Below are 11,956 nucleotides of genomic sequence, written 5' to 3'. Positions count from 1 at the left end.
GGTTATTATAACATGAATCTCATGTTTTTACCAATTTAATTTGCTTTGCGGCTGTCTGTAAATGCAGCATCCGGGGTAACGTAAACGGTTTTATAGTTTACATAAATAACCATGCCGGGTTTTGCGCCCTGAGGCTTGCTGACATTGCGCACCTCCGTATAATCCACGGGAACCTTGGATGAGTCCTTTCCCCTGCTGTGGAAAGCCGCCAGCATGGCCGCTTCGTAAATCGCGGTTTCCGTCACAGCGCGCCCCTGCGTCGAAAGGATGGTGTGGGAGCCGGGAATGTTTTTCGTATGGAGCCAGAGGTCGTTGTTATTGGCCTGCTTCATCGTCAGGTGGTCGTTCTGACGGTTATTGCGCCCCACCAGAATGGGAAAGCCGTCCGAGGAAACAAATTCGATGGGTCCCATGGCCGCAGGCTGCTTCTGGCGGCCTTTCGGCGCGCGGATATAGCCCTGTTCGATCAGCTCGGCGCGGATTTCGGAAAGGTCGCGCTCCGTCGCCGCCCGGCTGAGCTCCTCAAACACGGTGTCGATATAGCTGAGTTCCTGCTGAGCCTGCTGAAGCTGAGCGGTCAGCATCTCCTCGGCGGTACGCGCTTTGCGGTATTCCTTATAATATTTCTGCGCGTTCTGGGAAGCGGAAAGTGCGGGATTCAGCTTGACCTTGACCAGAGGCATCGACTCCTCATAAAAATTCTGCAGTTCAACCATCGCCGAGCCTTTCGGGATATTGTACAGATTGGCGTTGATCAGGTCGCCGCAGATCCTCAGGTCGTCTCGCTCCGCGCAGTGCGCAAGCTCCGCCCGCTGCAGGTTCATCTTCCGGCTGAGACGGTCGGAGGTGGTGGTCAGAACGCGCAGCAAATCCTGCGAACGCACCCGCATACGGTCAATCCGGTCGCGCTCGTCGTAAAACGCGTCCAGAAGGGTGGAAAAATCGCAGTACGGTTTCACAACCGCGGTCAGACCGTACTGCTCAATATTCATAAAAGAGAAGTCCATCGGCTTCTGGACGGGGCTTACCACCATGTGCGGCGTTCCGCCCACATTTTTGACCGTATCCGCCATTCTGCCCAAAAAGAAAGCAAGCCGTTCCCACTGCTGGGCAGACATCGATTTCGTGCTGATATCGCTCCCATGGCCGGTCAGATGTTCTAGCTCGCGGCAGACGATCGGGGAAACCCCCTGCAGCGTATTTAAAATAGCTTTTGAAAGCTCCATGTCCGAGGGGACCCGCTGAATTCTTTCGATTATGTCAGGAACAGAGTCCGTTAAAAGGCACAGCTTGTCCTGCGGCGGCGGCAGCTGATACGTCAGCCCCGGCAGCACCAGGCGCTCGGAAGACATTTCCGCGTCCACCCGTTTGAGGGCGTCGATGATTTTTCCCGCTTCATCGACGAAAATAATATTGCTGTAGCGCCCCATGATCTCCATGACCAGCGTCAGGCGGATTTCGTCGCCCAGTTCGCTGACCGCGTCGAAATCCAGGCAGAGCATCCGCTCCAGCCCGGGCTGACGCACTGCGGCAAGGCGCGCCCCGGCCAGCCTTTTGCGCAGCAGCATGCAGAGCATCGGCGGGACCTTCGGATTTTCCGGGACAGAGCGCGTAAAATGGATCCTGGCGCTGTTGGCCCTTGCGGACATCAGCAGCTTCAGGGTTTCCCTGTACGTGCGCAGGGAAAGAACCATTTCCTCTCTGTTCGGCTGGTAGATCTTATCCACCCTTGCGCCGATTGCGCTTTCCTCTATTTCTTTTTTGATATGATGTAAAAATGCTCCGTCAAGAGCCATTGATATTCCTCCCGTGTATGTGCATTACAGATATTTCGCGGGGCTGTGCATCCGCTTTGACTCAAAGAAGGCTACGTCGGGGAATTTTGTTTTCAGCTTTACCGCAAGCGGTAAAATCACGGGATTTTCCGTATGGAAATGCCCGGCGTCGACCAGAGTCACTCCCATGTTTTCGGCATCCAGCAAAATATTGTGCTTGCTTTCCCCGGTTACGAACGCCTGACAGCCGGCCTGTGCCGCGTCATAGACCAAATCCGCACCGCCGCCGCTGCAAAGGCCCACGTGCGTGATCGTACGTTTTCCGTCCGTAAAGCGCAGCCCGTCGCAGCCCAGCACTTCCTTGACAAACCGCGCGAAGGCTTCCGGCGTATATTCGCAGCCGGTTTCCCCCTCCAGTGCCTCGGGCAGGCCGGAATCCTCGTATTTCCTGAGCGTCCGCACATTCCTGAGCCTCAGCCGCTCCGCCAGGCAGGTGTTCACCCCGCCAGCCGCCATATCGAGGTTGGTGTGGGCGCAGATTGCCGCGATGCCGTATTGGGCCAGCAGATAAGGCGCGGAATCCGCGGAAAGGCTTTTCAGCGGATGAAAAATGACCGGATGGTGGCTGACAATCAGTTCCGCCCCGAGTTCATGGGCCTCCTGAACGACTGCGGGCGTAATGTCCAGCGACAAAACCGCCGAAGACACCCCGGCTTCCCTGTTTCCGACCAGCAAACCCGGATTGTCAAAGCTCATTGCCGACCGAAACGGCGCAAAGCTGTCAATGTAATCGTAAATCTCACCAACGGAAATCATATTACCGCTCCTTTTGCATTTTTATTTTGATTTGTTCCGCCGTACGGATCAGCGCGGCGGCTTCTTCCTGCCGGCCGGAAACGGACAGTCCCCCGGCCTTTTTTTCAAGCTGGGCGATCACCTTACGCATGTACGCGCGGCTGTCCTCCGTCGCGGCGTCCAGCTTCCCGATATAGGGGTACAGGCTGTCCGTGCCGGTTTTTTCGGGAGCATACTGTACCTGCATGGCCGAATAAGCATGGCCGTCTTCCACAGCCGCCTGTTCCTGCAGAACCGCAAAGCCCTGCTGCGCAAGAAATTCACGCAGCTGGGGGATCGACGTCATCGGCTGCAAAATCAGCCTTTTTTCTCCGTCCCGCAGCCAGGGCGCGTTTTTAATAATCCGGATCATCATTTCGCCGCCCATTCCGGCGATGACGATATCGTCCGCCTCCACGGAAAAAATCGCTTCCAGCCCGTCGGACAGACGTGTGGAAACAAGCTCCTCCACACGGTAGCGGCGGATATTCTGCTGTGCGGACTGAAGCGGCCCCGGGCGGATATCCGCCGCAATGGCGCGGGAAACAAGCCCCTGCTTCGCAAGCCAGATCGGCAGGTACGCGTGGTCGGTGCCGATGTCCGCCAGGGCCGTACCCGGCCGGACCATGGAGGCGCAGAGCTGAAGCCTGCCGCCCAAAGTGAATAAAGGATGAAGTCCCATCCGGCACACCCCTTTATAAAGTGATATTCGCCGGCTTCCCTACGGACAGAAATGCCCGCACAGCTTCCTATCGGCATCAGAGGAAACCGGGACAGGGGAACGGCAGCCCAAAAAAGCACGCACCGTCCCCCATACTTAAGAACCGCCCGGCAACTTGATTGCCGGGCGGCCGTGTTCAGAAATTCTTTTATTTAGACGCGATGTGATCGTTCAGCTTTTTCAGCATTGCGTCCGGATCCACGCCGTGAACCAGGCAGGCCTGCTCAAGGGTTTCTCCGCGGGAAGCGGGGCAGCCCAGACAATGCATGCCCATTTCCAGGAAATAAGGCGCCGTGGTTTCGTCAATATCAAGAATATCACCAATAATGGTATCTTTCGTTATAGCAGCCATTGTTTAGAATCCTCCAGCTTTTCAATAGATTTCATGTATATTATAATACCCGTGTCCAAGCTTTGCAATACATTTCTGATTTGGCGAAAATAAAATACCCCGGAAATCAATCCGGGGTACCTGGTCACGAATAAGAAATATCAGGCTATATGCTTATTCTTCCCTCATCTTTGCAAAGCACTCGCTGCAATATACAGGACGGTCTTCACGCGGCTTAAAGGGGACCTTTGCTTCCTTGCCGCAGCTTGCGCAGATAGCGGTATACATTTCACGCTCTGGCTTGGCAGCATTTTTACGAGCATCGCGGCAGGCTTTGCATCTTTGCGGCTCATTTACGAACCCTTTGGAAGCATAAAATTCCTGCTCACCGGCGGTGAATACAAATTCAGCGCCACATTCCTTGCAGATGAGAGTCTTGTCTTCGTACATTTAATTTACCTCGCTTTGGATAAAGATATTTGCCCATAGACGGATTTGCACCGCCGCCTTTGATTACCAACGCTCTACTTAAGCTACCCGGGCATATGAAATGAATATACTAAACTAAGAGCAACTGTTTTAATTTCAGCCGAACCCGCTGCAGAGCATTATCGACTGCCTTTGAGGAAACACCGAGTTTCACCGAAATATCGTGGTAACTGCAGCCGCCCAAATAAAGCGTAAGCACCTGCTGTTCCAGCTTTGAAAGCAACTGTTTCATCCGCAGCTGCATGGCCGCGTAGCTTTCGCTGTCCATCAGCACCGCTTCAGGATCCGAGGCGCAATCTGTCATATCCATGTGCGAACCGTCGTCGCTGAGAGAAACAAAATTATTCAGCGGAAGATTTTTGCGGCTGGCCGCCGTGCGGTAAGCCATAATAATCCGGTTATTGATGCAAACGCCGGCATATGTTTTAAAACCGGCCTTCCCGGCTGAGTCATAAGTACGCGCCGCATTTAAAAGGCCCAAAAGTCCTTCCTGGCACAGATCGTCGGCTTCCAGCATCGCACAGCGAAACGGCGCCGCCTTGACTCTGATCAGCGACATATAACGCGCGGTAAGTTCCACAAAAGCATCCGAATTTCCGCTGTTCACAAGGCAGGCAAGCTGACTGTCGGTATAATCTGCCATTTTATTAAAATGGTTGTTATCAACCAAGCCCAACACCTCATGGCTCACATTAAACTTGAATTCTGCATCTATCATACCTCATTGTGTCTATTAAGTCAACAAATATTTTGCTTTTGAAGCTAAATATTTGTTTTATTTAGTTAAATTTTATAAAAATACCAATTTTGTCGGACAATGTCTGATTTGACCTCCGCAATATTTTTCATTTACACAGATCAAGCCCTGTTTGTAAAGCAAAAATCCTGATCGGCTAAAATCACGCCCGACCGCATCAAAAGCACCCGGCATACGGCAGCTGCGCCTGCAAACACGTTTGGCCCGGAGGTTCCCTCAGAGGGCCTCAAAGCGAAGTGTGCAGAAAACCGTATTGAATAGGCCATAGCCGTGGGTGACATAGGCGGGTAAGACGCTTTGCATCCGAAAATCCATCGATTTTTTATTTACAAACAAGGCCTGATAAAGGAACATTTTCATTATATCATAAGGATCGTAAAACATCCAGAAAAATCTTAATCAGCGCTTTTCTCCGCTCCCGTGGGAAGCGGAAGCTTTTCCATCAGCACGGCGCGCCTGACGGAGGCTTTTCCGTATTTGTTTCTGACATGCTCCATACGGCTTTCCAGCTGTTCCATTTTTTCATCGCACAGGACACTGTGAAAAAGGGATGTCTGCTGCATTTCCGACTCCGGCAAAAGGCCGAATCCGCTGATGCCCAGCGCCCGCACAGGGCAAGACCATCCGTAGCCTTTCTGAAACAGCTCTTTCGCCGCCCGCGCCAGATCCATCGTCAGCCGGGTGGGAACCTCCAGCTGCATCTGATGCTGCGAAACACGCAGGCGGTTATCCTTGATGGAAAGCTGAAGGCCCGAAGCGATCACCCCGGCGTCCCTCATGCGGAAAGAGACTTTTTCGGCAAGATACAGCAGCACCGGCCAGACCTCATCCAGGTCGAAGAGATCATGAACGCAGGTGATGCTGTTGCCAATGCTTTTCGGCGCGGAGGAAACCTCGCTTGAGCATACCCCGGAATCATCCAGCCCGTTCGCGTTTTTCCACATGTCGTATCCCATTTTCCCGAAGGAAGAAACGATGTATTTGGAATCGGTGCGCGCCAGGTCGCCGATCGTTTTGATTCCCAGCGAATTCAGGCGCCGGGCGGTCACCCTGCCCACTCCCAGAAGGGAATCCGTCGGAAGGGGCCACACCTTTTCCCTGAAATTTTCCCGGGTAATCACGGTAGTGGCGTCCGGTTTTTTCATATCGCTGCCGAGCTTCGCAAAGATTTTGTTGAAGCTGACCCCGATGGAAACGCCCAGGCCCAGCTCCGATTTTGTACGGTCCCGTATCTGATCCGCTATCTCCGGCCCGTTTCCGAACAAGCGGGTGCTTCCGGTCACATCCAGCCAGCATTCGTCGATGCTGAAAGCCTCCACCTGATTCGTATAGCTGAGATAAATCTGTTTTACCAGACCGGAGAAATACAGATACCGGTCAAAATGAGGCGGAACGACCAGCAGGTCCGGACATTTTTGCTTCGCCTGCCAGACGGGCTCCGCCGTTTTCACGCCGAAGCCTTTGGCCCGCTCGTTTTTAGCCAGCACAATCCCGTGACGGTCCTCCACGCTGCCGCAGACCGCGACGGATTTTCCAAAGAGTTCGGGATGGTCCCTGCATTCCACGGAAGCGAAAAAATTATTCAGATCACAGTGTAAGATAACCCGCTCCACGATACATTCCTCCGCATACCGTTTTTCAGTATCCCCCGCCCTATCTTAATGGGTACTGGGGAATCTGCTTATTTTTCATTGTAGAATCAATAGAATACAGAGTATCGAAAAACCTGTCATGCACCGAGAAATCATGTCAAGACGGTAAGCGCGGCCAGCGCAGAAAGCAAAATCGTCCCGCAAGTTTGCGGTTGCATGACTTCTTCGATTGGTAATAGAACAAATGTTTGATATTATTATATACCGAGGAGCGGATTCTGTAAAGCGTCCATTTTATTCCAAGTCAGGAATTGCCAACAGAATTCGACAGGAGTATAATCATTTTAGAAAAATAAAGGGAGGAATGGGGATGGTATGAACTGCACCCCAAAAGTTAGACAGTATGATATACTGAAACTAACGGAAGGGGTGCAGTTTTTATGCCCAAAGGAATACCACTCAAGAAGTATACTGGTAAATTTAAGCAGCTGGTAGTAGAAACAGTCCGAAAGGACGGATTAAGCTATCGTGAAGCAATGCGCATATTTGAAATTGGCGGAGCAGAACGAATCAAGAAATGGGAACGAATTTATCTTGAAGAGGGACCGGCAGGGTTGTATGTCGAGCGTCGAGGCCGAGCCAGTGCCGCCAGCGGAACCCAGAAAGGCCGACCACCAAAACTGGACAAGCAGATGGAAGAAGATCTGATCGCAGAGAATCAGCGACTGCGTGCAGAGGTGGCGTACCTAAAAAACTTGCAAGCCTTGGTTTTGGAAGACGAGCGAAAAGCGCGCAAAAAACGCTGGTGATTCGAGGACTGAGGCAAAGTTATTCATTGGAAATTCTGTTGGAAGTGGCTCAGCTTGCGCGCTCGACTTACTACTACCATGAGAAACGGCTGGCAAAGGCAGATAAATACGGCAACGCCAAAGAGGGCATTGCCGCAATTTACCACGAGAACAAAGGGCGCTATGGCTACCGGCGTATTACCGCAGAGCTGCGCCGCCGCGGTTTCCCACTAAACCACAAGACGGTGCAGCGGCTGATGAAGCAGCTTGGCCTTGTCTGCCGTGTACGGATGAAGAAGTACCACTCTTACAAGGGCGCGGTTGGCAAGGTTGCGTCAAATCTGCTGGAACGAAACTTCGAGGCGGAAAAGCCAAACCAGAAGTGGGTGACCGATGTCACAGAATTTAGTCTGTTTGGGCAGAAGCTCTATTTGTCACCAATTCTTGACCTGTGTAGCCGTGATGTTGTAGGTTACTCAATCTCGGACAAACCAGCGCTCTCCATGGTGACAGAAATGCTGGACAAGGCTTTTGCAAGAATTCCAGACGGGACAAACCTGATCCTGCATTCCGACCAGGGCTGGCAATACCAGCACAAGCAATACCAACGTATGCTCAAAAAGAAAGGCGTCCGGCAGAGTATGAGCCGAAAAGGCAACTGCCTGGACAATGCCGTGATTGAGAACTTTTTCGGTCTGCTCAAGAGCGAACTGCTATATTTACAGACTTTTGAGTCCATGGAGCATTTTAAAACTGAACTCGTCGATTATATTGACTATTATAACTACCGCCGCTCCAAGGCAAAGCTAAGGGGCCTGCCGCCTGCTCTTCACAGACAACAAGCCCTCTCGGCTGCCTAATTAAAATATTTGTCTAACTTTTTGGGGTCAATTCAGTATCACGTTCCTACAGCATGGGGCTGTATGGTCTGGACTCCTTTACCGTGGCTGTTGAAGCCGACATCAGCGTCGGTCTGCCCGGTTTTGACGTGGTCGGACTGCCGGACGCGGCAGTGAGAGAATCCCGGGACAGAGTGCGCTCCGCGATGAAAAACTGCGGGTTTCAATTTCCCGTACATAAAATAACGGTGAATCTTGGTCCGGCCGACAAGCGCAAGGAGGGACCGATTTACGACCTGCCCCTCTTTGTCGCGCTGATGAAAGCAAGCGGCCAGCTTGACGCCGGGGTGGAGGACAGCGTGTTTATCGGAGAGCTGTCGCTTACGGGAGAGGTACGCCCCGTAAAAGGCGTGCTTCCCATGGCGATCAAGGCAAAGGAGGCGGGCTTTCAAAAGCTCTACGTACCGGAAGCGAATTCCGCCGAAGGCGTGGTCGTGGAGGGGATTTCCGTTTACCCCGTCAGGGACCTGCCGACGCTGATGAGGCATTTCGCCGGAGGGGAAGAAATTCTCCCCGCCTCGGAAGTACCGGCATCGCGGCAAAATCATCCTCCTTTACCGGACTTTTCGGAGGTGCGGGGGCAGAACGAGGCGAAGCGCGCGCTGGAAATTGCCGCGGCGGGCGGGCATAACGTTCTCCTGATCGGCCCTCCCGGCTCCGGAAAAAGCATGCTCGCGAAACGGATTCCATCCATTCTTCCCGACATGACGTTTGCAGAAACCATTGAAACCACCAAAATTCACTCCATTGCGGGCACCCTTCCGGACGGAGTTTCCCTGATCACCTCCCGCCCGTTCCGTTCGCCCCACCACACGGTATCGCCCGCGGGCCTGTCCGGCGGCGGAAACGTTCCGCACCCCGGAGAAATTTCCCTGGCGCACAACGGGGTGCTGTTTCTGGACGAGCTGCCCGAATTTTCCCGCGGAGCAATGGAAGTCCTGCGACAGCCGATCGAGGACGGCAAAGTGACGATTTCCCGCGTCAACGGTACCATCTCCTATCCCAGCGCCGTGATGCTGGTGGCGGCGATGAACCCGTGCCCCTGCGGTTACTTCGGGCACCCGACCAAGCCGTGCACCTGTTCCTCCGGCGCGGTCTCCCGCTATCTTTCCAGGGTTTCCGGTCCGCTGCTGGACAGGCTGGACCTGCACATAGAGGTCCCGCCGGTAGAGTTCGACGAAATCAGTTCCCGGGAAAAGGCCGAAAGCTCCGCGGTTATTAAAGAACGAGTAAACAGCGCCAGAAAGCTGCAAAATGAGCGTTTCAAAGGCACGGCCGTTACCTGCAACGCGAGAATCACGCCAGATATGCTCCAGGAGGTATGCCGGCTGAGCGAGCCGGGACGGGAGCTGCTGAAAAAAGCGTTTGAAAAGCTCGGGCTTTCGGCAAGGGCCTATGACCGGATTCTGAAGGTTTCCCGCACGATTGCGGACCTGGATCAAAGCGAAGAAATCGAACCGCGGCATGTCGCCGAAGCGGTGCAGTACCGCAGCCTTGACCGAAAATACTGGACAAAAGAGCTCTGATCCCATGAAAAATCCCTGCGGCCGAACTGGAACCGGCCGCAGGGATTTTATGATATCGGAATTTAATATTTGCTGCTCTGACCGCTTTCGGAAACGGAACCGGCGTCAAGAGAGGAAGCCGTGCCTCCCGCTCCGTCCGGGACGCTTCCGGCGGAATCCTTCAGCTTCAGGAACGCAAGGGATTCCTTGAGCTGCTGCGCCTGTGCGCTCAGTTCCTCGCTGGTCGCCGCGCTTTCCTCCGCCGTTGCGGAGTTGGTCTGCACCACGGCGGAAATCTGATCGACACCCATCGTGACCTGATTGATGGAAGAAGCCTGACCGTCCGAGGACTTTGAAATCTCCCCGATCAGACCCGTAGTCTTTCTGGTGCTGTCTATAATTTTATTGAGAGACTTCGCGGTCTCATCCGCGATCTTTGTGCCGTTTTCCACCGCCCTGATCGAGCTTTCAATCAGGTCCGTAGTATTTTTTGCGGCTTCCGCACTCTTGCTCGCAAGATTACGGACCTCATCCGCGACAACGGCAAAGCCTTTCCCCGCCGCGCCGGCACGTGCCGCTTCCACCGCGGCGTTGAGCGCGAGAATATTGGTCTGGAAGGCAATGTCCTCAATCGTCTTTATAATTTTGCCGATCTCCTGTGAAGTTTCGCTGATCTGCGCCATGGCTTCCACCATCTGCTGCATGTGCTCGTTTCCGACCTCAACTTCGCTGGACGCTTCCAACGACAGCTGACTCGCCAAACGGGAATTGCTGGCATTCTTATTGACTTCGTCCGCAATTTCCGTAATGGAGGCCGAAAGCTGCTCAATGGAGCTCGCCTGCTCCGTAGCGCCCTGTGAAAGCGCCTGCGAGGCGGAGGAAACCTGGCCTGCACCGTTCGCCACCTGATCCGCCGATCCGTTGATACTCGAGAAGATATTGTTCAGATTGTCGATAATGGTGTTCAGGGACGTTTTGATCGATACAAAATCACCCTTATAATCCTCTGTTACTTCAATCGTACAGTCACCCATGGAAAGGCTGTCCAGAACCACGGCAATCTCTCCTATGTAGCTGGTCAGTGTATCGATTGTATTGGAGAAGGTCTCCGCAAGAACGCCAATTTCATTCCTGCTTTTGATCACAGGTACTTCGGAGTGGAGATCGCCTTCCGACAGTTTCTCAATACGCTGTACAAGGCCTTCGACCGGCTTGGCGATCGGCCCGGCGATTCTGAAGGCAACCACGACGGACAAAAGAATGAAAAGAAGCATTAAACCGACGGTGATGGCGACCGCGGTATAGCATCCGCTCATCATCTCATTGACATTCGCGCTGACCGCCATGGACCAGCCGTCCGTACCGCTGATCGGAGCATATCCTACCAGCTGCTTGGTGCCGTTTAACGTAATGGTCGCGCTTCCCGTTTTTCCTGAAGTCATATTTTTGACGATTGACGCGGCACCCGCGTAGGAACTGTCTTCTTTCGCCTTATTGATATAATTAACGAATTCAAGGACATTTTTTCTGTCCTTATGGGCGATGATCGTACCCGATTTGTCAACGATAAACCCGTACCCGGATTTGCCGACGGCAATATTGTCGATCATCTGGCTGAAAGTATCGCTGGCCAAAGCCGCGTAGACGACGCCGCCATGGTTGCTTCCGTTGTTCACCTTGGCCGCAACGTAAAGCACAACATTGGAATCGGTTTTTCTGACCACGGGGCTGGAAACATAGGTGGTCCCTATTGTCTGTGCTGTCTGAAAATAGTTGCTGTCACTGATGTCGGTGCCGTCCAGCGTTCTTCCGTTGGAATCCGCAAGACCGACTTCCATGAAACTATACCGCTGGCAAAGCGTCTGCAGCACTGCTTTTCTGGAGGAAACGGGCAGCGTTTCGTCGGTGATCTGTTCATTGGTGGCGATGGATTCCGCCCTCAGCTTATACATATCGATCGCCTGCTGCACGGCATAATTATAAGCAACCGAATTTGTGTTGATCAGGGAAACCATATTGCTGCTGGAATTGGAGTAAAGCAAAAAAGCGTTTGTCACGCCGCAAACGACGCTGATTGCAACCGCCAGGCCCACCATTCCGAGAAGAAGAGTTTTTTTCAGGCTGGTCTTCTTTTTTACCTTGATCTTCTTTTTTCTTTCTTTTTTCACTTAATACCACGTACCCTTCTGAAGTGCTTTTTCTGGAGTGCTTTTCGCTACAGCTCAAGCACGAAAAGTAACGCATTCTCACACACAACCACAACCA

The 11,956-nt window shown here is 53.0% G+C and carries 11 protein-coding genes; 3 read left to right on the top strand and 8 right to left on the bottom strand.

The genetic code is table 11. From position 1 onward, the window contains the following. Positions 1-35: 35 nt before the first annotated feature. The 7 genes from ACRQV7_RS06840 to dinB all read right to left on the bottom strand — a co-directional run bounded on the left by ACRQV7_RS06840 (position 36) and on the right by dinB (position 6,520). Complete coding sequence (locus tag ACRQV7_RS06840) at positions 36-1,796, bottom strand: Rqc2 family fibronectin-binding protein (protein ID WP_444659937.1); 1,761 nt, start codon at positions 1,794-1,796, stop codon at positions 36-38. A 24-nt stretch (positions 1,797-1,820) separates the two neighbouring features. Next, positions 1,821-2,591, bottom strand: coding sequence for a Nif3-like dinuclear metal center hexameric protein (locus ACRQV7_RS06835; RefSeq protein ID WP_444659936.1), 771 nt, complete (start codon positions 2,589-2,591; stop codon positions 1,821-1,823). A gap of 1 nt (position 2,592) precedes the next feature. Continuing rightward, positions 2,593-3,291 carry a class I SAM-dependent methyltransferase gene (locus ACRQV7_RS06830; protein ID WP_444659935.1) on the bottom strand — a complete coding sequence of 233 codons (699 nt, stop codon included), beginning with the start codon at positions 3,289-3,291 and terminating at the stop codon, positions 2,593-2,595. Positions 3,292-3,478: 187 nt separating this feature from the next. Then, positions 3,479-3,682 carry a DUF1858 domain-containing protein gene (locus tag ACRQV7_RS06825; protein ID WP_275714258.1) on the bottom strand — a complete coding sequence of 68 codons (204 nt, stop codon included), beginning with the start codon at positions 3,680-3,682 and terminating at the stop codon, positions 3,479-3,481. Positions 3,683-3,835: 153 nt separating this feature from the next. Then, on the bottom strand, positions 3,836-4,111 hold the full coding sequence (locus ACRQV7_RS06820) for a zinc-ribbon domain containing protein (protein ID WP_038323857.1): 276 nt from the start codon (positions 4,109-4,111) through the stop codon (positions 3,836-3,838). 109 nt (positions 4,112-4,220) lie between these two features. Continuing rightward, the gene (locus ACRQV7_RS06815) at positions 4,221-4,820 is read right to left on the bottom strand and encodes a sigma-70 family RNA polymerase sigma factor (RefSeq protein ID WP_275714254.1); all 600 of its coding nucleotides are present in this window, start codon (positions 4,818-4,820) and stop codon (positions 4,221-4,223) included. A gap of 482 nt (positions 4,821-5,302) precedes the next feature. After that, positions 5,303-6,520 carry a DNA polymerase IV gene (gene dinB, locus ACRQV7_RS06810; protein WP_444659934.1) on the bottom strand — a complete coding sequence of 406 codons (1,218 nt, stop codon included), beginning with the start codon at positions 6,518-6,520 and terminating at the stop codon, positions 5,303-5,305. Positions 6,521-6,939: 419 nt separating this feature from the next. Between dinB and ACRQV7_RS06805 the strand changes: the two genes are divergently transcribed. From ACRQV7_RS06805 to ACRQV7_RS06795, 3 genes are read left to right on the top strand one after another with little or no spacing between them, the layout of a single operon-like run. Continuing rightward, positions 6,940-7,308 (top strand): helix-turn-helix domain-containing protein, encoded by a 369-nt coding sequence (locus tag ACRQV7_RS06805; protein ID WP_444657875.1) that lies wholly within the window; start codon positions 6,940-6,942, stop codon positions 7,306-7,308. Then, a complete protein-coding gene (locus ACRQV7_RS06800) occupies positions 7,305-8,147 on the top strand; it encodes an IS3 family transposase (RefSeq protein WP_444658431.1) in 843 nt (280 codons plus the stop codon). Before ACRQV7_RS06805 ends, ACRQV7_RS06800 begins: the two co-directional genes overlap by 4 nt. A 53-nt stretch (positions 8,148-8,200) precedes the next feature. After that, a complete protein-coding gene (locus ACRQV7_RS06795; RefSeq protein ID WP_444659933.1) occupies positions 8,201-9,712 on the top strand; it encodes a YifB family Mg chelatase-like AAA ATPase in 1,512 nt (503 codons plus the stop codon). A 62-nt stretch (positions 9,713-9,774) separates the two neighbouring features. Here the strand turns inward: ACRQV7_RS06795 and ACRQV7_RS06790 are convergent, their stop codons facing one another. Then, entirely contained in the window at positions 9,775-11,859 is a 2,085-nt protein-coding gene (locus tag ACRQV7_RS06790; protein ID WP_444659932.1) for a methyl-accepting chemotaxis protein, read from the bottom strand. Between the last annotated feature and the right edge of the window lie 97 nt (positions 11,860-11,956).

The organism is Caproiciproducens lactatisolvens (assembly GCF_052443335.1).
Lineage (GTDB): Bacteria > Bacillota > Clostridia > Oscillospirales > Acutalibacteraceae > Caproiciproducens.
This window is presented reverse-complemented; position numbering and strand designations above follow the sequence as displayed.

What these genes read in the sequence shown, in the direction of transcription:
- ACRQV7_RS06835 (WP_444659936.1), bottom strand. Translation starts at nt 2,591, where the DNA reads ATGATTTCCGTTGGTGAGATTTACGATTACATTGACAGCTTTGCGCCG.
- ACRQV7_RS06830 (WP_444659935.1), bottom strand. Translation starts at nt 3,291, where the DNA reads ATGGGACTTCATCCTTTATTCACTTTGGGCGGCAGGCTTCAGCTCTGC.
- ACRQV7_RS06805 (WP_444657875.1), top strand. Translation starts at nt 6,940, where the DNA reads ATGCCCAAAGGAATACCACTCAAGAAGTATACTGGTAAATTTAAGCAG.
- ACRQV7_RS06795 (WP_444659933.1), top strand. Translation starts at nt 8,201, where the DNA reads ATGGGGCTGTATGGTCTGGACTCCTTTACCGTGGCTGTTGAAGCCGAC.
- ACRQV7_RS06825 (WP_275714258.1), bottom strand. Translation starts at nt 3,682, where the DNA reads ATGGCTGCTATAACGAAAGATACCATTATTGGTGATATTCTTGATATT.
- ACRQV7_RS06840 (WP_444659937.1), bottom strand. Translation starts at nt 1,796, where the DNA reads ATGGCTCTTGACGGAGCATTTTTACATCATATCAAAAAAGAAATAGAG.
- ACRQV7_RS06820 (WP_038323857.1), bottom strand. Translation starts at nt 4,111, where the DNA reads ATGTACGAAGACAAGACTCTCATCTGCAAGGAATGTGGCGCTGAATTT.